Source organism: Alphaproteobacteria bacterium PA2, assembly GCA_002256425.1.
In the GTDB taxonomy this organism is placed as follows: domain Bacteria; phylum Pseudomonadota; class Alphaproteobacteria; order Caulobacterales; family Caulobacteraceae; genus Phenylobacterium.
In genome coordinates this window covers 851,876-870,765 of sequence record NKIZ01000001.1, presented here as the reverse complement: position 1 = coordinate 870,765, position 18,890 = coordinate 851,876, and the positions used below count along the sequence as shown (strand labels likewise).

Here is an 18,890-nt window from a genome sequence, read left to right as displayed (position 1 = left end):
TTGATGATGGCGTAAATAACATATATGCGAATATATGAATATTCAAGCGTGATCGGCGGCAGTTCATGACGACCTACATGATCGTTTCATCGCTCCTGAGCGGCGCCCTCGTGGGTGCGCTCCTGGGACTGTTCGGAGGTGGAGGTTCCGTCCTGGCCACGCCCCTGCTGCTCTATGTCGTCGGGGTCCGCGATCCCCATGTGGCCATCGGGACCTCTGCTGCGGCCGTTTCGGTGAACGCCGCCCTGAATCTGGTGGGCCACTGGCGCAATGGCCGGGTGAAATGGCCCTGCGCCATTGTCTTCGCCAGCGCCGGCCTTGTCGGATCCCTTCTCGGGTCCAGCATAGCCAAGAGCGTTGATGGCCAGAAACTGCTGGTCTTCTTCGCCCTCGCCATGGCGGCGATCGCCCTGTCCATGTTCGCAAAGCCGAAGTCAGAAGGGGATCCCGATGTTCACATCGACATGCGGCTGATGATGCGGCTGGCGCCGGTCGGAGTTCTGACCGGTCTGGCGGCCGGATTCTTCGGTATTGGCGGCGGCTTCCTGATCGTCCCGGGTCTCATGGCGGCCACCGGCATGACCCTTGCCAATGCGGCGGCTTCCTCCCTGGTCTCTGTGGCCCTGTTCGGCGCTGCAACCTCGGTGAACTATGGCGTTTCGGGCTTGATCAACCTGCCGGTGGCGGTGATCTTCATCATCGGCGGGGTCGCAGGCGGGGCCCTGGGCGTCAGGGGCGCGGGCCTGATGGCGAGCCATACCCTGTTCGCCAGGCGGGCCTTCGCAGGCCTGGTGCTGATCGTGGCCGCCTTTGTAGCCTGGAAGGCGCTGAACGGATGAGCGAGCATCAGAACCCCTGGGACAAGCGCTATGCCCAGGAGGGTTACCTGTTTGGTGTCGAGCCCAATGCCTTCCTCGCCCAGTGCAACTCCTACCTCAAGGTTGGCAAGAGGGCGCTGGCCGTGGCCGATGGTGAAGGCCGCAATGGCGTCTGGCTGGCGGAACAGGGCCTCTCTGTCCTTTCCATAGACAACTCTGCAGTCGCCCAGGAAAAGGCGCGCAAGCTGGCGGACAGTCGAGGCGTCAGAATTGACCTGGAGCAGGTCGACCTGGCCCATTGGACATGGCCGCAGGAGGCCTTTGATGTCGTCGTCGCCATCTTCATCCAGTTCGCGCCGCCGGAACTGCGGACCGAAATCTTCCGGAACATCAAAGTCGCCTTGAAGCCTGGAGGATTGCTGCTCCTGCAGGGATACAGACCAGAGCAGATCGCCAATGGCACAGGCGGTCCGCAACAACCCGACCACCTCTATACCGAAGCCATGCTTCGGGAGGCCTTCCATGACTTCGAAATCGTCACCCTGAAGAGCCACGACACACCCATCCACGAAGGTGTCGGTCACGAGGGCATGTCAGCCCTCATTGACCTAGTGGCGAGCAAGCCGTCGTCGGAATAGTCAGGCTGCGTCCAGAAACGGCGATACAGCGTCCAGATAGCCTTCAAAATTCTCGCGGCGGGTATTGTGTCCCGCGCCGGCGATCTCAGCCGTCACCACAAGGGCATTGAGCCCCCTGGCCTCCAGCGTAAGGTCTGACGAAACGAGGCTGCCCATCCCGGCCTCGCCGTGAACGATGAGGGTCGGCGCCTGGATCTTCGCAAGGGAGTCCCGCCAGGGGATGAGGTAGTTCGGCAAGGCGTTGGGATCGACCTGGCTCTTGGCCTGTGCCCAGGCGGGAAACTCATCCTCGCCCCAGGTCGGATGGGACTTGCGGCCCAGGGCCAGGAGTTCGGTCCCCGTCATCTGGCCATAGGCATCCACCTGCCGTCGGAACCCGGTGCGGCGTTTCTCCTGGGCCGGACCATCCAGCAGCGGCATGAGGGGCGGATCCTCGAGTATGACCCTTGAAACAAGATCCGGCCGGGCGGCCGCCATGTCCATTGTCGCCCGCGCCCCGACCGAGTGACCCATGACGATGGCGCCGGAAATCCCCAGACCGACAAGTGCGTCCGCAATGTCCCGGGCTGGATCAAAGGATTGGCCATCGGCAATCCTCGAACTGCGACCGTGGCCCCTGGCGTCCAGCATGATGGTGTCGAACCGGTCCTCCACCGCCGCAACAAAGCGCTTCCAGCACAGGCCATTGTCGGTGAGGCCATGGGAAAGGACGAGGACCGGGCCCGGTCCGCCGGTCCGGTGAAAGGCCAGCTGACCGTCCGTGACGTCGACAAGCCCGCTGGTCCAGGTCACCAGGCGTAGGCCTCCGGGGCCGGACCGCAGGCCGGGAAAATGGCGTCGAGCCTGCCCAGGACATCAGGGTCCATCTGCAGGTCCGGGGCCGCCAGCAGGGATGTAAACTGATCCAGGGTCCGTGGGCCGATGATGGCCGAGGCCACGCCTTTCTGGTGCAGCAACCAGGCAATGGCCACCAGACTTGGCGACTTTCCAAGGCTGCTGCAGAGGTCTGCATAGGCCGCCAGCTGACCGGCGCGCTTTGACGCCGCCTCACTGATATTTCCCGCACTGCGACGCCCGGAAGCATCCTGTGAAGGTCCAGCCAGCAGCCCACCGGCCAGGGGGCTCCAGGCGATCACCCCGACCCCGTATTCCTGACAGGCCGGCAGGACCTCAAGCTCGATCCGCCGCTCCACCAGATTGTACAGGCTCTGCTCGCAGATCAGGCCCAGCTGGCGGGCGGCCATGGCCCGCTCATTGGCCTGGGCGATCTTCCAGCCCGGGAAGTTGCTCGAGCCGACATAGGTGATCTTGCCCTGGGCCCTCAGCCGATCCATGGCCTGCCAGATCTCGTCCATCGGCGCGGACCGGTCAATGTGGTGCATCTGGTAGAGGTCGATGTGGTCCACCTGCAGCCGCTTGAGGCTGGCGTCGCAGGCCATCTGGATGTGGCGCGCCGATAGGCCCCGGTCATTGATGTCGTCGGACATGGGCTCATGGACCTTGGTGGCCAGGACCAGCCGGTCCCGCCGGGCGCGATCCTGCGCCAGCCATTCTCCAAGCAGGGTCTCTGTGGTCCCGACACCCAGATGGCCGCCATACTGGTTGGCGGTGTCGATGAAATTGACCCCTGCCCCAACCGCCGCATCCAGAATGGCGAAGGAGTCTTCACGCGAAGTGCGCGGCCCGAAATTCATGGTGCCCAGGCAGACTTCGCTGACCTTCAGGGCCGACCGGCCAAGTTGACGATACTTCATGAGGGTCCTTCCCCGGACCTACGGCGCGCGCAGGGTGGGGCCAGTCTGGAGGGTTTCGCTGGAGTCCGCCACACAATGGCGCACCAGCCGCTGGGCATGATCCGAGAGCTTCCTGTAGTCGGCATGGGAGATGCCCGGGACCATGGGTTCCCTGAACCAGGGGGCGTAGAATTCCAGATTGGGAATGGATCTGGCCTTGTCCGAGATATTGGGGGTTCCGCCATGCCAGGCCCGGACGTCCCGGACCATGATGGCGCCCGCCGGCGCCGGACAGACCGTGCTGAGGCGCATCCATTCCGGCTCGTCGTCCAGGGACGGAATACGGGTGCGGGAATGCTGGGTGCCGGGGATCTGGCGGGTGGGCCCGTTCAGGCGGGTGACGTCCTGGGGCAGGAAGTTCACGCAGACATAGGGACAGGGCAGATCGCGGATGGTCAGCTGCCGCCGGGGATCGTGAAAAGCGCTGAAGGGCGTCTTGCTGTCGTCACGCCAGTCCTGGACGTCGGAGTGCAGGGGCTGATAGCCCACGGCGCCAGGCAGGCAGAAGTCCCCGCTGGCCGCCCGCAGGACATAGTTCGAAGACTGGAAGATCGACGTCACGACCTGCGTCACCACCGGAATGTCCAGCAGCATCTGCCACTCCGGGCGATGCAGCTGGCTTCGTGTCAGGCTGGAGCCGCCAAAGGAATATCGGTGCGATCCGCGATTGCCCTTGCGGTCTTCGTCGAGGGCCAGGATCCCGGCCATCACCTCATCACAGCCCTTGGCCAGGAAGTCGGTCTGCTCGGAGGTCAGGGCGTTTGCGATGACCACAAACCCGTCCCTCAGGAACAGTTCGGGGGCATGGCCGACATCACTGGCGTCGAGGATATCCAGGCCCTTGATGCCGTTATTGGCCTCGAGGTGGGCGCGCAGGGCGAGCACCTCGGGGTCAAGGGTCCAGTCCCCGTCATTGGGGTCGCTTATCCTGTCCATTCGGCTTCCTCCCTGAAACCGAAGGCAGTAGATCCATTATTATATAAACCGTCAATAAGTGAATTGCAGCTCATTCGAACCCAATAAGTGAGGCGAATTCGCTCAGCGAAGCCCTCTCGGCGCGAAAGGCATTGATCGGGTCTGCGGGGTCCGCATGGCCGATCGCCAGGCCGCACCAGAGGATCAGATCTTCGGGCATGCCCAGGAAGTCCCGGACCGTCCTGTGCTGGAAAGACCAGGCTTCGATCGGGGCGGTATGCAGTCCATGCTCCCGGGCCAGAAGCATGAGGGACTGGAGAAACATGCCCAGGTCGGCCCACTGGGGCGGCAGCATGGTCCGGTCAATGGCGATGAACAGGCCTACAGGCGCGCCGAAGAACTCAAAATTGCGGGACGTCTGCTGCATGCGCCCCTGCCAGTCATCCCGGGCAAGACCAATGGCCTCGTACATGGCCTCGCCCGTCCTGAACCGGCGTCCGGAATAGGGTTCTTTCTCGGGGGGATAGATCACGTACTCCACGGGGTCCGCCAGTAGCCTTCCGGCCGCAACTTCCCCCGTCGCAATGGACGTCAGCGCCTTCAGCTTTTCTCCGGTCAGGGCCCAGACCCACCAGGGTTGGAGGTCTCCGCCGGAGGGCGTCCGCCGGGCGGCTTCGAGCAATGCCGCAATTGTCGAAGGGGCCACGGGATCGGGCAGGAAGGCCCGGCAGGTAAAGCGACTCTCCAGGGCTTCGGACACGTTCAAGACAGGTTCTCCAGTATCGACCATATGGCAGCGCTCGCCTGGCCCTGATTCCAGACTAGGCCTGCTATCCCTGACGGGAAGGTCGCGATTACCCGGATGCCTGCAAGATGGCCGACTGAAGGAGGGGCTGCTAGGGTCGGGTCTGCACTTCAACCCAGCGTCCCGAGCCGACGGAGCCCCTCATGCGCAAGCGCCTTGTCCTGCTGGCTATCGCGGCCCTCTCACTGCAGACCGCGCCACTGGCCGCCCAGCCCGCCGCGCACATCACCACCCCACGGGAGGCCCTGGGTCACGACCTGGGAGAGGACTATTTCCTGGCGACCTACAGCCAGCTTGAGTCCTACTGGAAGACCCTGGCCACCCAGTCCGACCGCGCCCGGCTTGTAGAGATCGGCAAGACCGCCGAAGGCCGCCCCCAGTACATGATGATCGTGTCCTCGCCGGAGAACATGAAGAACCTTGACCGGTACAAGGCGATTGCCGCGCGACTGGCCAGGGCCGAAGGGCTTTCCGAAGACGAGGCCCGCGCACTCTCGCGGGAGGGCAAGGCGGTGGTATGGATTGACGGCGGCCTGCACGCCTCCGAGGTCGAACCAGCCCAGGCCCTGATGCTCGCCGTCTACAAGGGCCTGACCGATACGGATCCGGAATGGATGCGGATCCTCGACGACAACATCATCCTGTTCGCCCAGGACAATCCCGACGGCCAGGAACTGCTGGCCAACTGGTACATGCGCAACACCGATCCCCTGAAGCGGGTCGGCGGGGTTTCGACCGTGCCCAACCCGTTGGCGAACACGCCGGTCCTCTATCACAAGTACATCGGCCACGATAACAACCGCGACTTCTACATGTCGGCCCAGCCGGAAAGCACCAACATCAACCGGGTGAACTTCCGGGAGTGGTTTCCGCAGATCATCTACAACCACCACCAGACCGGGCCCCAGGGCGCGATCGTCTTCATGCCGCCCTTCCGCGACCCGTTTAACTACAACTATGATCCCCTGATCATGACCGAGCTGAGCGAGGCCGGCGCGGCCATGCACAGTCGACTGGTGGCCGAGGGCAAGCCCGGTTCGACCATGCGCAGCGGCGCGACCTATTCCACATGGTTCAACGGCTCCCTGCGGACCATTTCCTACTTCCACAACGCCATCGGCATACTGACCGAGATCATCGGCAATCCGACCCCCATGCCGGTGCCCCTGGTGGCCCGCAACCAGCTGCCCCGCAACGACATCCCCCTGCCGGTCGCACCGCAGACCTGGCACTTCCGTCAGTCCATCGACTACTCCCTGTCGATGAACCGCAGCCTGCTGGACTATGCCAGCCGTAACCGCGAACGCCTGCTGTTCAACATCTACAGGATGGGCGCGAACCAGATCGCCAGGGGTTCAACCGACAGCTGGACCATCACCAGCCATGACATCGAGGCCCTGGATGTCGCCGCCAAGGGCAAGGCTCCGCCGCCCCAGGGCGGCATAGATCCCGCCCTCTACGCCCAGGTCCTGCGCGATCCGGCCAAGCGCGACGCCCGGGGCTATATCCTCCCGGCAGATCAGCCGGACTTCCCTACGGCGGTGAAGTTCCTCAACACCCTGGTCAAGACCGGAGTGACCGTCCAGAAAGCGACCGCTAGCTTCGCCGTTGAGGGCAAGACCTATCCTGCAGGGTCCTATGTGGTGCTGACCGCCCAGGCCTATCGGCCCCATGTGCTGGACATGTTCGAGCCGCAGGATCACCCCCAGGATTTCGAATATCCCGGCGGCCCGCCGATCCGGCCCTATGACACCACCGGCTACACCCTGGCCTATCAGATGGGCGTGAAGTTCGACCGGGTCCTCGAGGGCTTTACTGGTCCCTTCCAGCCGGTGACGGACGAAATCGCCCCGCCCCCTGCAGCCGTGGTCGGCCATGTCGGCGCCGGCTATCTGGTCAGCCATCAGATCAATGACAGCTTCATCCTGACCAACCGCCTGACCAGAGCTGGTCTGCCGGTCTACTGGATCGATGGTCCGACGACCGCAGGCGGCCAGGACCTGGGTCGCGGGGCCCTCTGGATCCCCGCCAGCCCCAAATCCCGGCAGATCGTTGAGACCGCTGCAGCCCGCCTTGGGGTCCCGGCACATGGTGTCGACAAGGCGCCGACTGGCAAGCTGATCGCCCTGAAAGCGCCCAGGATCGCCCTGGCCGATATCTATGGAGGCAGCATGGCCTCCGGCTGGAACCGCTGGCTGCTGGAGCAGTTCGAGTTCCCCTACACCGTCGTCTATCCCCAACGTCTGGACGCGGGAGCCCTGCGCCGGGACTTTGACGTCCTGATCCTGCCCGACAGCATCGGCATCGAGGCCCACAATGTGAAGGCCGTGCGTCGGGGTCCCGGACAGCCCCGGGCCGAGGACATTCCACCGCAATACCGCGCCTTGCTCGGCGCCGTCACGGCCGAGAAGACGGCGCCTCAACTGGACGCCTTCATGAAGGCCGGCGGAACCGTCCTGGCGGTGGGGGACTCCACAGGCCTGGCTGAAATGCTGGGCCTGCCATTGACCAATCCCCTGACCGAGACCGTCGACGGCAAGACGCGCGCCCTGCCAAACACACGGTTCTACATTCCAGGCTCTGTGGTCCAGGCCAGTGTCGACACCGCCAATCCCCTGGCCTTTGGCGCGCCAGACAAGGTGGCCCTGTTCTTTGACTCAAGCCCGGTGTTCAAGGCGACCGGGACGGCCCGCGTGAAAGTGGTCGCGTCCTTTGACAGTGAAAACCCGCTCATGAGCGGCTGGGCCCTCGGCCAGAAACAGCTGAAAGGCGCCGGCGCCATTGTCGACGCCTGCGTCGGTAAGGGCCGCCTGGTCCTCATGGGACCGGAGGTAAACCAGCGCGCCCAGTCCCACGCCGCCTTCCGGTTCCTGTTCAACGGGCTCTATTATGGCCCGGCCAGCGCTAGCGAAGGGGGATGTCGCTGAACAGGGTCAGCGCTTCGTACGCTCGGCGTCTTTGGGCTCTCCAACCTCTGATGCCGGGGCTTGCGCCGGCTTGGCGGCCATGGCTTCCAGGTTGGGGCCGATGAAGGCCTTGAACTGGCAGGCCCTGGTCATGGCCAGATCGTAAGGTCCGCCCTTGGCGGGCCAACTCCAGTCCGGATGGTCGGGGGCGCCGATACCGCCGCCGCCGCCTGCTGACGCCTTGAAGAGATTGTAGACGACGGTTTCCCGGAACCTGTGACGGTTGCAGTCAACCTCAATGGTGACGAGGGCGTAATTCAACCGGGATGTCGGGAGGCGCCGCTCGTCCCACTTGAGATAGACATCAATGAAATCGCCCATGGTCCTTGTCGGCTTGCCAAGGTCGAGGATCAGGGAGACGCGCGGATCGGCCTTGCCCGGAAAATGGATGTCCGGAAGCGTGCGCGTGGGTGTCAGCTTGTATAGAGGCTGCCCATTTCCGGGCTCTACAGTCACCGTGAAGTCGGAAAGGGAGATGCGATCTCCGTCAGGCAGGTCAGGGTTTGGCAGGCTGTCTCCGGCCGCCACATGGCCCTGCGCCGCCGCGAGCCGGTAATAGCGATAACCTGCCTCAGGGTCCGCAGTACGCCCCATGCCGTGCACCAACGCCCAGCCGAAGTTGTACTGACCCGTAGCATTTCCCGAAGCCGCCGCGGCCTCGTAGAGGTTGGCGGCCCTGACGGGATCGGCTGGAACGCCGTCACCCGCCTGAAGCATGACGCCGAGGTTGTTTCTTGCGGTTGAGTCGCCCTGCGCCGCAGCCTTTTCGTAGTATTCGACGGCCTTGGCCTTGTCCTGAGGCACGCCCAGGCCATCATCGTACATCCGTCCGACGAGACCCTGGGCCATGGCCGAACCCTTGTCCGCCAACGGTCGCAGGAGGGTCATGGCGCGTCCGTAGTCGGCCTTCGCCCAGGCTGCTCGTCCATCTTCGAGCGGACCCGCGAAGGCTGAGCCTGCGGCGAGAAGCCAGATCAAGAAGGAGATCATGGGCGCTGCGGCCAAGGTTCCGGACATGCTTCCCTTCCCTTTCAAGGCTGTCACCGGCAGTTTTGCCAACGTGGACTTATAGCTGGATGGTTATCGCCTGAAACCCCGTCAGACAGGTGCTGGTCGGCCAGGATCTCTCCTGCCGCCCTGGATCAATATTCTCCCCCGCCGCCTTCCCGATTCCCGTCAAAGGGTCATAGAGTGCGCGGCCGGAGCCAGCACTGGCGTTCGCGTTACAGGAAGTGGAGCGCAAGGGCATGCAGCTGAAGTCTGATCAGGTCGCCCTGATAACCGGGGGCGCAAGTGGCATTGGCCTCGGTATCGCCAGGGCCCTTGGCGGCCAGGGCCTGGCCATCGCCATCGCTGACATCGACCCCGAAGCCCTAAACTCCGCGCAACGGACTCTCGAGGCAGAAGGCGTCACCTGCCTTCCCGTGCATCTGGACGTCACAAGCGCATCCTCGTGGAAGCAGGCCGCGGATCGGGTCTGGGCACGGTTCGGACGGCTGGACATCGTTTGCAACAATGCGGGCGTCGGACAGGGGCAAAGGGAAAAAGGGGTCGCGCCGGGCCTGATCAACATGTCGGAGTCGACCTGGCGTCTGGTAATGGAAACCAACGCCACCAGCGTCTTCCTGGGGGTCCGCGAAATCGTTCCCCGCATGCTGGCTGACGGTCGGCCCGGTCACGTGGTCAATACGGCGTCCATGGCCGGCCTGATCGCCCCCGCCGGCCTTGGCGCCTACGCGGCTTCGAAGTTTGCGGTCGTCGCGCTGTCCGAAAGCCTCCGGGCGGAACTGGCGTCCATGGGCATCGGGGTCTCGATACTTTGTCCGGGCGGGGTCGAAAGCCGTCTCAGTGCAAATTCAGAGTCCCGCCACGCCCTGGCAGCGGGTCGCCCGGCAAAGGTGGTCAATCCAGCCGGGGTCATCCTCATGCCCGCTGAAGATGTCGGACAGAGGGTCCTTGAAGCGATTGTCGAGGACCGGCTTCACGTGATCACTCATCCGGAATACCTGCCGCTGGTGGAAGAACGCCAAAGGGCTGTGCTTGCGGCGTTTCAGGATGTCCCGGACACCGCCTTCCTCGATCCGGAGCCCCTGCTGAGGTCTTCGCGCAATCCCAGCTATGCCGAAGCGGCGGCCCGAGACGGAATCGAGAACAAGTCATGACCGACCTGGAAACCTTCATGATCGAGCACGCCTGCCTGAAACTGATGGCGAGGTACAATGTCACGCTGGATGCCGAGGACTATGAGAGCTTCGTCAAAGTCTTCACAGAAGACGCCGTCTGGGGGCAGACCACCGAACCCTCATTCGAGGTGAAGGGGCATGGGGCCATCCGCAAGGTCGCCGAGCGGCTTCCACGGGAAAAGATCCGCCGGCACATGTTGCAGAACCCGGTTGTCACGGTCCTGGGCCCCGATCGCGCCGAGGGTTTCTGCATCGGCCTCGTGGTCGATGGCCCCGCCCGCCAGGGGCCCCTCCCCTATCCGATCTCTCCTGGCGGCGTGGAGCTGGTGGCCGAATATCGGGACCACTACCGCAAGACACCGGACGGGTGGCGGATTGAGCGGCGGGAAATGACCCGGATCCTCGATCAGAAGGCCGTCAAGGGCAGCTAGATCCCGCCCGGCAGTTTGCGGTCTTTCGGCAATCGCCGCATGATCCTGCATTCAACACGCCCAGGTCCCAACTGGTTCAGCCCGCCTGCGCCAACGGTCCTTCCGCCCGACCTCGCATGAGCGCCTGCATGACCCGTCCACATTTCCCGATCCGCCTGGCCATCGCCCTGCTCGCCGGTGCGGCCTTCAGCCTCCCCGCCCTGGCTGCGCCCGTCACCCCCATGACCCCCGATGTGGTGGCGAAGTACGAACAGGTCAGACCCGAGGCGGACTTCATCAAGCGGGAAGTGATGATCCCCATGCGCGACGGGGTGAAGCTCTACACGGTCATTGTCATGAAGAAGGGGACCACCGGCGCCCCCATCCTGATGTCGCGGACGCCCTATGACGCCAAGGGCTCGGTGCATCGCACCCCCAGCCAGTCCATAACCGAAATCCTGCCGATCATGGACACGGAATTCGTCGAAGATAACTACATCCGCGTCTATCAGGACATCCGGGGCCTGCATAACTCCGAGGGCGACTTCGTGATGACCCGACCGATTGTCGGACCCCTGAACTCGACCGGTATTGATGAGTCGACCGACGCCTGGGACACCATAGACTGGCTGGTGAAGAACACGCCGGAATCCAACGGCAAGGTGGGCGTCGTCGGATCTTCCTACCTTGGGTTCACCACCCTGATGACCGCGATCAATCCGCATCCGGCCCTGAAGGCGGTGGCGCCGCAGAGTCCCATGGTCGACACCTGGATCGGTGATGACGATTTCCACAATGGCGCCTTCCGCAACCCGACCATCGGCTTTGTGGTCGGCCAGAGCACGGCCAAGGCCGAGGGCGCCAACATCGCCGGCGGTGTTGGCGACGACTACACCCGTTACCTGGAGGCCGGCTCGAGCGGCGACTACATGCGCAAGTGGGGGGTCGAACACTATCCGTCCAACCAGAAGCTCCTGCAGAACCCGGCCTATACGTCTTTCTGGTCCCTGCAGGCGGTGGACAAGTGGATGGCAGACCAGCCCCTGACCGTCCCGACCATGCTGGTGGTGGGTCAGTGGGACCAGGAAGACAGCTATGGCGCCCCTGCGGTCTATCGGGCCATGGAGCCCAAGGACAAGGCCAATGACAAGGTGTTCCTGGTGATCGGCCCGTGGCGGCATTCCGGGGTCAACCATTATGGCATGGGCCTTGGACCCCTGGCCTTCACGGGAGATACGGCCCTGGAATTCCGGGTCCGATACATGAAGCCCTTCTTCGACCGTTATCTCAAGGACGCCCCCGACCCGCACACCCCGCCGGTCCTGACATACGCAACCGGCATCAACCGCTGGGAAACCTCAAGCCACTGGCCGGTCGGCAAGCCCGTGAGGCTTTACCTGCACGATGGGTTCAAGGCTTCCTTCGAAGCGCCAGGCGCCCAGGCCAGCGACCATGACGACTATGTGTCTGACCCCGCCAAGCCTGTGCCCTTCCTGCCCCGGCCGATCGACATGGAGGACGGAAATCAGTGGAAGACCTGGCTGGTCCGCGATCAGAGGTTTGTCACTGACCGTCCGGACGTCCTGTCCTATCAGACCGCCCCCCTGGACCATCCTGTCCACATCAAGGGCGCGCCGCAGGTCGAGCTCTACGCCGCAACCTCGGGAACGGATTCAGACTGGGTGGTCAAGCTGATCGATGTCTACCCAAACACCTCGCCAGAAAACGGACAGACCGAGAAGCCGCAAATGGCGGGCTATGAACTGCCGGTGGGGATCGAGATCTATCGCGGCCGCTATGTGCACAGCCTGTCGGATCCCAAGACCCTGACCCCCGGCAAGGTCGAGCTCTACCGCTTCAACCTGCCCAATGTGGACCATGTGGTCCTGCCTGGACACAGGCTGATGGTGCAGGTTCAGTCCAGCCTCTTCCCGCTCTATGACCGCAATCCGCAGACCTTTGTGCCCAACATCTTCAACGCCCGTCCCGGCGACTACCGCAAGGCGACCCAGAGCATTCATCACAGTCCAAAGGCGCCATCGGCAGTCGTACTGCCCGTGTCGGACGATCTGGCGAAGGCGCCCTGAGGGATCAGTCCTTTTCAGCCTCCGCCATGGCCGCGGCGGCCTTGGCCATCATCTTGGCGAAGGTGCCGTTGCGGATCATCTCCCGCCGCTCTTCGAGACCCCGGTGCAGCTCCACCAGGGTCTTTGCCGCGTGTTCGTTCTGCTGGATCGCAGCCCAGTAGGCCGCGACATTGGCCGCCTTCGGGATAGGGTCTTCCATGCCCGTGGAAGGCAGGACGTTCTCGACCATGAACAGGGCCGGCACGAGGGCGCAGTCAGCCATGGTCAGGCGGCCGCAGCAGGCATAGCCATCCTGACCGATCATCTTGTTCAGGGCCTTGATATTGCGCACCACCTGCCCACCCAGCAGGTCGATGATCCCCTGGTTGCGGGTCTCGGCCCGGGACTGGCCAGACAGCATGAACATGTTGTTCAATATGTAGATGTCCCCCACCCGGGCGATGGTCCTGATATGGGCGGTCTCCCGAGGGCTGGCGCCCAGCATGGAAGGCGTGGGAAACATCTCTTCCAGATATTCGGCGATGACCTCGGACTCCGGCATCATGTCGCCGTCGATATCCAGGACCGGAATGCGGCCTATGGGAAATTCCTCCCGGAACTTCGGTGTTCCGAAGTGGGCGGGGCGCTCAATGCTGATGTCGGTCAGGCCCTTGGCGTAGATCTGCATCCGCACCCGGGCCGAATAGGGGCTCAGGTCCCCGGAATAGAGTTTCATCATGTCTTATGCTCCTGCGTCGCGTGACTATCGACGCTATGCCTGCCTTCGTCACGGGTTTTGACACAATACGCAGCTGTCCCAGGCTGATCAGTGTCGGACGGTTAGGACATCCTCAAACCTATTGTGGGTATAGGGTCCTGATGCTGGCCCCAGGATCAAAGCTGTCTGTGTTCGACCGGGCTCTGGAAACAGAAGAACGCAAGAGCCTGGCAAACTATGCAAGGGCAGAAGGCTCCAGGGCGATGGTTCGCCCGGTGATCGGCCTGCTGATCTCCAGTTTCCTCTACGCCTACCTCTCGCCCGCGATTGCTGTGGCCTGGCTGGCCGCATTGCTTGTCAACGAGGCCGCTGGATACTGGTTGTGCAGGCGGTTCGCCTCCGGAAACTTCAGGTACAGCCGGGCCATCTACGCCAATGCGCTAGCATCTTCGCTGATCTGGATCACCCATGCCCTCCTGCTGTGGAATGTGGGCGGGATGGTGACCCATATTGCTGCAGTGATGAACCTGATGTCCGTGTCGTTCTTTGCGGCGCTGGGTTCCTACTACAGCCGCAAGCTGTTTCTCACCCTGATCCTGCCCCAACTGACGACCCTGTCCTACCTGCTGATCTCCTATCTATCGGCGCATGCAACGCCGTTCGTCGCCCTGGCCGCGAGCCTGGCGACCCTGGGGGCCTGTGGAACCATCCTGCTGAATTCCTTCATTCTCAACGCCACCGAACGAAAGCTGATGCGTTCCAATGAAGAGTTGGCGCGAGCTGCAGAGGCCGCCCGCCTGGCGAGCGAAGCGAAGTCGAGCTTCCTGGCGACCATGAGCCATGAGATCCGTACCCCACTGAACGGCATTCTTGGCATGGCGCAGGCCATGACCCTGGGCGATCTTTCCCAGGAGCAGCGCGCACGGCTGAATGTGATCAAGGAGTCCGGGGACAACCTGCTGACGGTCCTGAACGACATACTCGATGAGGCCAAGATCGAGGCCGGCATGCTGACGCTGGAATCTGTCGAGTTTGATCTCACGGCCCTTCTGGAAAGCGCGACTGCGCCATTTGAGCGCCTGGCGACCGCCAAGGGCCTGACGCTAGCCGTTCAGCTGGGCGAGGGATCGGCTGGCAGCTATCTGGGAGACCCCACGCGTCTTCGGCAGATCCTCTACAATCTGATCTCCAACGCCATCAAATTTTCCCCGGCGGGCAGTATTACCCTGGCGTCAGACTATCAGGACGGAACCCTGCGGCTGAGCGTGGCCGATACGGGTATCGGTATCCCCGCTGACCGGCTGGGCGCCCTGTTCCAGCCCTTTACCCAGGCTGAAACCTCTACGACCCGTAATTTTGGCGGCACGGGCCTGGGACTTTCCATCTGCAGCCGGCTGGCAGGGCTGATGGATGGCGACATTGCCGTGCGGAGCACCCAGGGAGAGGGGTCGGTCTTCACCCTGTCGATCCCGTGCGTTCCGGTCAGCGCCTCCGGAGCCGTGGCTCAGGGAGAGCATGAGGCGATCACGGATGACGCTCAACCTGTCGAACAGGCTGAAAACTCCAGATCCCCTCGCATCCTCGCCGTTGAGGACAATGAGATAAACCAGCTTGTCCTCAGAACCCTGCTGGGTCATGGCGGCTTTACCCCCACCCTGGCGTCCAACGGCATGGAAGCGGTCGAAACCTTCGCCTCCGGGGACTGGGACCTTGTGCTCATGGATATCAATATGCCCGTCATGGGGGGCATCGAAGCAACCCGGCAGATCCGGGCGCTGGAGCTGAAAACAGGTCGGGCCCGCACACCCATTCTCGCCCTTACTGCAGACGCCCTGGCCCATCAGGTTGCGGAGTATGGCGCCCTGGGCTTTGACGGACACGTCGCAAAGCCTCTGGAAGTCAGCGCGCTTTTCGCGGCCATTGATGAGGCCATGCGCCCTGATGTTTCCGGCAGGCAGGAGGCCGAGCCCTCGTCAGCGGTCATGGCTGGCTCTGCCCAGGCCTGACTGAAGACCCTCGATTCACGGTCGTCGGAAATCCGATCAAGACCTGATCAGGCGGGTGGACCTAGACTGGCGCCCGATACAGTTCGTGAGTCGCAGGGCGTAGAGACCAATGCATATCGGGATCATAGGTGCAGGCATGGCGGGCCTGGCGTGCGCCGAACGCCTGGCGGAATCCGGTCACAAGGTCCTGCTTTTCGACAAGGGGCGCGGCGCCGGCGGCCGGATGTCGGTTCGCCGGACAGAGACTCCGATGGGAGAAGCCGCCTTCGACCACGGCGCCCAGTATTTCACCGTTCGGGACCCGGGCTTTCAGGCCAGAGCCGAGGCCTGGATCCGGGCAGGCCTGATTGCACCCTGGCCTGCGGCCGGAGAAGACGCCTTTGTCGGCACGCCAGGCATGAACGCACCCCTGCGCGAAATGGCGGGAAGATTTGAGGTTCATTGGGGTGCAAGGGTCATGCAACTGGCGCCCGACGGAGCGGGGTGGCGGGTGGTGCTGGAAAATGGCGCCTCACAGGCAGTGGCCGCCGTCGTGGTCGCCCTTCCGGCCGAACAGGCGGCTGAACTGACGGCGTCGGTTTCACCTGACTTCTCAGCCTTGGCGGAGGCGACACCGACTGATCCGTGCTGGACCGTCATGGCGGCGTTCAGCGAAAGGCTGGAAACAGGGATCGACTGCTGGCGTGGTGATGAGGCCTCCCCCCTCGTCTGGGCCGCACGCAATTCGTCAAAGCCCGGACGCACAGGCCCCGAGGCCTGGGTTCTGCAGGCCTCTCCCGCATGGTCACGCACGCATCTTGAGGCATCGGCTGAAGAGGTCATCCCGGCCCTGCTCGGCGCCCTTTTCGACTCCCTTGCCATCAGTCCTGCACACCCGATCGCCCAGAGCGCCCACCGCTGGCGATATGCCAGATCTGGGACCCAGGGGTCTGGCGCCCTTTGGGACCCCAGGCGCTGCCTGGGTCTCTGCGGAGACTGGCTGCTGGGGCCACGGGTCGAGGCCGCCTGGCTATCGGGGACCCGTTTGGCGGATCTTGTCGGGAATTGAGGTGGCCGCCCTCAAGGCAGGGGCCGATCGCCGACCGATACATTTGTCCTGACAAACCCCGAAGGATTTGGCAGTCTTCCACCCACATGGACGGCCTTTCCATTCCGAAGGCCTGCCGCGCTCAACGACCAGCAAGGTGATGCGCATCAGTGTTCATGCGCCCTCCCTGGCGGGGATCGACAAAGGAGACTGACATGGCCGCTGAAGTTTTCATTCTGGGCGGCGCCCAGACCGATTTTGCCCGGAATATCGAGCGCGAAGGCGGTGGCATGTTCGAGCTTTTCCGCGACGCCGCCGAGGCGGCCTTTGCCACTACGGGAATTGAGCCCCGTGAGGTCCAGACCGCCCATGTCGGCAATTTCGTGGGAGAGCTGTTTGCCGGTCAGGGTCAGCTGGGCGGATTCTTCGGCCATGTGCACCCCGACATGGCAGGCATTCCGACCTCGCGCCATGAAGCGGCCTGCGCGTCTGGCAGCATCGCCATTCTGGCGGCCAGCGCCGAGATCGAGGCTGGACGGTATGGTCTGGCCCTGGTGCTGGGCATTGAGCTCATGCGCAATGTGCCTGGCCAGCGCGCAGCGGAGTATCTGGGATCAGCCGCCTGGGCCGGGCAGGAGGCGCAGGACGCCCGCTATCTCTGGCCCTACATGTTCTCAAACGTCGCCGAAGAATATGAGGAGCGCTTCGGCCTCGACCGGGCCCATCTGCGGGGCATTTCCGAAATCGCCTTCGCCAACGCCAAGAAGAATCCCAACTCACAGACGCGCAAGTGGGCGATCACTCCTGACCACTTCACCGACAATGACGAGCTGAACCCGCACATCGAGGGCAGCCTGCGCAAGGCCGATTGTGGTCAGGTGACCGACGGCGCGGCAGCCATCTTCCTGGCCTCCCGAGAGGTGGCAGAGCAGTACGCCAAGCGGCGTGGCATTGCGCTGGAGAGCATTCCGCGCATCAAGGGCTGGGGCCACGCTACCGCCCCTCTGCTCTACTCTACAAAGGTGAATGCCAGCCGTGGACAGCCCTATGTCTTCCCGACCGTGCGCAAGGCGATGATGGACGCCCTGGGTCGCGCCGGCATGGAGGATATCTATGCCTGTGACGGGGTAGAGGTGCACGACTGCTTCTCGATCACCGAATACATGGCCATTGACCACTTCGGCATAACGCCCCCAGGCCAGAGCTGGCGGGCTGTTGAAGACGGCACCATCGCCCTGGGCGGCCGCCTGCCCGTCAATCCGTCAGGCGGACTGATCGGCCTGGGCCATCCGGTGGGCGCAACCGGCGTGCGCATGGCCCTGGACGCCTGGCGTCAGGTTTCAGGCAATGCCGGCGACTATCAGGTGGAAGGCGCCAGGAATTTCGCCACCTTCAATGTTGGCGGCAGCGCCACAACCTCGGTCAGCCTGGTGGTGGGCGTCTAGGTCGGACCTTCCAGAAACAGGTCCAACTATTCGGTCAGGGCGTTTTGGAGGCATGCGCCCCGCCTGTCGCTGGCGGGGCGGCCACAGCAGGCGCCGTACTGCGATTGGCATTGAGATATTGCAGTATCTCGGTCCGCCTGGCGTCGGTGAGGGTCAGTCCAAAACCAGTCATACGGTCCACCACCTCGACCCATTCGTCCGGTGAACGTTTCTGGCCAATGGCGGTGCCTAGGTCATGACACTGGGCGCAGTCTTCCTGGATGGCGACCTTGCCTGGTCCCTCGGGCAGGTCATCCTGCGCCAGGGCCTGGGAGGACAAGGCGGCCGCCATGGCCAGGGCGGCGAAAGAGATACTGAAACGCATTGGAAATTCCCGGGGACGATTGAGCTATTGTTCTTACGCCGCACGTAGGGCCGTCAATGCGGCCGAAGCACGGCGCCCGACCTCATCGGCTGTCATGCCGGGCTTGTAGAGGTCCGACCCGAGACCGAAACCCCGGGCGCCCGCCGCCTTCCATGCCGCCATCTGGTCTGGCCCCACTCCTCCAACAGGAATGACTTCGGCCTCGACCGGAAGGACAGCCTTCAGGGCCTTGAGGTGATCAGGACCATAGCTGGCCGCAGGAAAGAGCTTCAGCCGTCTGGCGCCGGCGTCAAGGGCGGCGAAGGCTTCGGTCGCGGTTGCGAACCCTGGCAGTGGCTCCAGACCCAGTTCGACCGTGCGGAGTATGACCGCAGGGCTTGTATTCGGACTGACGATCATTCGCCCTCCAACCCCTGCGACCGCGTCAACCTGATCCGGAGTGAGCACCGTACCCGCGCCCCAGATCATCCGCCCTTCCATCTGTCGAAGGGCTGAAATGCTTTCGAGCGGTTGGGGGGAATTGAGAGGCACCTCGACCAGACGAAGTCCGGCAGCAAAAAGCGCCTCGGCGATGGACGCCACTTCATCGGGGCGGACCCCCCGCAGGATTGCGACAAGAGGCGCTTCTTCGAAGGCGGCCTGGAAACTTGTCATTGATCGGGCACTCCTGAATCCAGAGCGCCGCCTCCGTGCAGCGCCGCTTGCCTTGCCTAATGGACTTCGAGACGATCGCAAG

At 63.4% G+C, this 18,890-nt stretch carries 17 protein-coding genes; 9 read left to right on the top strand and 8 right to left on the bottom strand.

The features are described 5' to 3' along the window. Positions 1–65 precede the first annotated feature (65 nt). A complete protein-coding gene (locus CFE28_04215) occupies positions 66–839 on the top strand; it encodes a hypothetical protein (protein OYU69275.1) in 774 nt (257 codons plus the stop codon). After that, positions 836–1,456 (top strand): SAM-dependent methyltransferase, encoded by a 621-nt coding sequence (locus CFE28_04210; GenBank protein OYU69274.1) that lies wholly within the window; start codon positions 836–838, stop codon positions 1,454–1,456. Before CFE28_04215 ends, CFE28_04210 begins: the two co-directional genes overlap by 4 nt. Here CFE28_04210 and CFE28_04205 read toward each other — a convergent pair whose 3' ends face one another. From CFE28_04205 to CFE28_04190, 4 genes are all read right to left on the bottom strand, one after another. Beyond that, a complete protein-coding gene (locus CFE28_04205; GenBank protein OYU69273.1) occupies positions 1,457–2,278 on the bottom strand; it encodes a hypothetical protein in 822 nt (273 codons plus the stop codon). It abuts the gene before it with no gap. Then, positions 2,245–3,210 carry an aldo/keto reductase gene (locus tag CFE28_04200; GenBank protein ID OYU69272.1) on the bottom strand — a complete coding sequence of 322 codons (966 nt, stop codon included), beginning with the start codon at positions 3,208–3,210 and terminating at the stop codon, positions 2,245–2,247. Before CFE28_04200 ends, CFE28_04205 begins: the two co-directional genes overlap by 34 nt. 18 nt (positions 3,211–3,228) lie before the next feature. Next, positions 3,229–4,185 (bottom strand): hypothetical protein, encoded by a 957-nt coding sequence (locus CFE28_04195; GenBank protein OYU69271.1) that lies wholly within the window; start codon positions 4,183–4,185, stop codon positions 3,229–3,231. A 70-nt stretch (positions 4,186–4,255) separates the two neighbouring features. Continuing rightward, entirely contained in the window at positions 4,256–4,930 is a 675-nt protein-coding gene (locus CFE28_04190; GenBank protein OYU71546.1) for a nitroreductase family protein, read from the bottom strand. 182 nt (positions 4,931–5,112) lie between these two features. Between CFE28_04190 and CFE28_04185 the strand changes: the two genes are divergently transcribed. Then, a complete protein-coding gene (locus CFE28_04185) occupies positions 5,113–7,896 on the top strand; it encodes a peptidase (protein OYU69270.1) in 2,784 nt (927 codons plus the stop codon). Positions 7,897–7,902: 6 nt separating this feature from the next. On the opposite strand, the gene CFE28_04180 is transcribed toward CFE28_04185, so the two are convergent. Next, on the bottom strand, positions 7,903–8,952 hold the full coding sequence (locus CFE28_04180) for a hypothetical protein (GenBank protein ID OYU69269.1): 1,050 nt from the start codon (positions 8,950–8,952) through the stop codon (positions 7,903–7,905). A 230-nt stretch (positions 8,953–9,182) separates the two neighbouring features. Between CFE28_04180 and CFE28_04175 the strand changes: the two genes are divergently transcribed. From CFE28_04175 to CFE28_04165, 3 genes are all read left to right on the top strand, one after another. Then, positions 9,183–10,097: a short-chain dehydrogenase gene (locus CFE28_04175; GenBank protein ID OYU69268.1), complete on the top strand. Its 915-nt coding sequence runs from the start codon at positions 9,183–9,185 to the stop codon at positions 10,095–10,097. Then, positions 10,094–10,549, top strand: coding sequence for a hypothetical protein (locus CFE28_04170; GenBank protein ID OYU69267.1), 456 nt, complete (start codon positions 10,094–10,096; stop codon positions 10,547–10,549). The genes CFE28_04175 and CFE28_04170 overlap by 4 nt, the downstream gene beginning before the upstream one ends. A 128-nt stretch (positions 10,550–10,677) precedes the next feature. After that, entirely contained in the window at positions 10,678–12,615 is a 1,938-nt protein-coding gene (locus CFE28_04165; GenBank protein OYU71545.1) for a glutaryl-7-ACA acylase, read from the top strand. Between the two features lie 4 nt (positions 12,616–12,619). On the opposite strand, the gene CFE28_04160 is transcribed toward CFE28_04165, so the two are convergent. Then, on the bottom strand, positions 12,620–13,330 hold the full coding sequence (locus CFE28_04160; protein OYU71544.1) for a glutathione S-transferase: 711 nt from the start codon (positions 13,328–13,330) through the stop codon (positions 12,620–12,622). Between the two features lie 8 nt (positions 13,331–13,338). Here CFE28_04160 and CFE28_04155 point away from each other — a divergent pair, with 8 nt between their 5' ends. From CFE28_04155 to CFE28_04145, 3 genes are all read left to right on the top strand, one after another. Beyond that, on the top strand, positions 13,339–15,318 hold the full coding sequence (locus tag CFE28_04155; GenBank protein OYU69266.1) for a hybrid sensor histidine kinase/response regulator: 1,980 nt from the start codon (positions 13,339–13,341) through the stop codon (positions 15,316–15,318). A gap of 109 nt (positions 15,319–15,427) precedes the next feature. Next, positions 15,428–16,366 carry an NAD/FAD-dependent oxidoreductase gene (locus CFE28_04150; protein OYU69265.1) on the top strand — a complete coding sequence of 313 codons (939 nt, stop codon included), beginning with the start codon at positions 15,428–15,430 and terminating at the stop codon, positions 16,364–16,366. Between the two features lie 194 nt (positions 16,367–16,560). Further along, positions 16,561–17,790 (top strand): acetyl-CoA acetyltransferase, encoded by a 1,230-nt coding sequence (locus tag CFE28_04145; protein OYU69264.1) that lies wholly within the window; start codon positions 16,561–16,563, stop codon positions 17,788–17,790. 34 nt (positions 17,791–17,824) lie between these two features. Here CFE28_04145 and CFE28_04140 read toward each other — a convergent pair whose 3' ends face one another. Further along, positions 17,825–18,154: a hypothetical protein gene (locus tag CFE28_04140; GenBank protein OYU69263.1), complete on the bottom strand. Its 330-nt coding sequence runs from the start codon at positions 18,152–18,154 to the stop codon at positions 17,825–17,827. 33 nt (positions 18,155–18,187) lie between these two features. After that, positions 18,188–18,808: a 2-dehydro-3-deoxy-6-phosphogalactonate aldolase gene (locus CFE28_04135; GenBank protein OYU69262.1), complete on the bottom strand. Its 621-nt coding sequence runs from the start codon at positions 18,806–18,808 to the stop codon at positions 18,188–18,190. Positions 18,809–18,890: the final 82 nt, after the last annotated feature.

Excerpts from the sequence above, each read along its gene's own strand:
- CFE28_04215 (OYU69275.1), top strand. The coding sequence starts at position 66 with ATGACGACCTACATGATCGTTTCATCGCTCCTGAGCGGCGCCCTCGTG.
- CFE28_04210 (OYU69274.1), top strand. The coding sequence starts at position 836 with ATGAGCGAGCATCAGAACCCCTGGGACAAGCGCTATGCCCAGGAGGGT.
- CFE28_04200 (OYU69272.1), bottom strand. The coding sequence starts at position 3,210 with ATGAAGTATCGTCAACTTGGCCGGTCGGCCCTGAAGGTCAGCGAAGTC.
- CFE28_04195 (OYU69271.1), bottom strand. The coding sequence starts at position 4,185 with ATGGACAGGATAAGCGACCCCAATGACGGGGACTGGACCCTTGACCCC.
- CFE28_04185 (OYU69270.1), top strand. The coding sequence starts at position 5,113 with ATGCGCAAGCGCCTTGTCCTGCTGGCTATCGCGGCCCTCTCACTGCAG.
- CFE28_04180 (OYU69269.1), bottom strand. The coding sequence starts at position 8,952 with ATGTCCGGAACCTTGGCCGCAGCGCCCATGATCTCCTTCTTGATCTGG.
- CFE28_04175 (OYU69268.1), top strand. The coding sequence starts at position 9,183 with ATGCAGCTGAAGTCTGATCAGGTCGCCCTGATAACCGGGGGCGCAAGT.
- CFE28_04170 (OYU69267.1), top strand. The coding sequence starts at position 10,094 with ATGACCGACCTGGAAACCTTCATGATCGAGCACGCCTGCCTGAAACTG.
- CFE28_04165 (OYU71545.1), top strand. The coding sequence starts at position 10,678 with ATGACCCGTCCACATTTCCCGATCCGCCTGGCCATCGCCCTGCTCGCC.
- CFE28_04160 (OYU71544.1), bottom strand. The coding sequence starts at position 13,330 with ATGAAACTCTATTCCGGGGACCTGAGCCCCTATTCGGCCCGGGTGCGG.
- CFE28_04155 (OYU69266.1), top strand. The coding sequence starts at position 13,339 with ATGCTCCTGCGTCGCGTGACTATCGACGCTATGCCTGCCTTCGTCACG.
- CFE28_04150 (OYU69265.1), top strand. The coding sequence starts at position 15,428 with ATGCATATCGGGATCATAGGTGCAGGCATGGCGGGCCTGGCGTGCGCC.
- CFE28_04145 (OYU69264.1), top strand. The coding sequence starts at position 16,561 with ATGGCCGCTGAAGTTTTCATTCTGGGCGGCGCCCAGACCGATTTTGCC.
- CFE28_04140 (OYU69263.1), bottom strand. The coding sequence starts at position 18,154 with ATGCGTTTCAGTATCTCTTTCGCCGCCCTGGCCATGGCGGCCGCCTTG.
- CFE28_04135 (OYU69262.1), bottom strand. The coding sequence starts at position 18,808 with ATGACAAGTTTCCAGGCCGCCTTCGAAGAAGCGCCTCTTGTCGCAATC.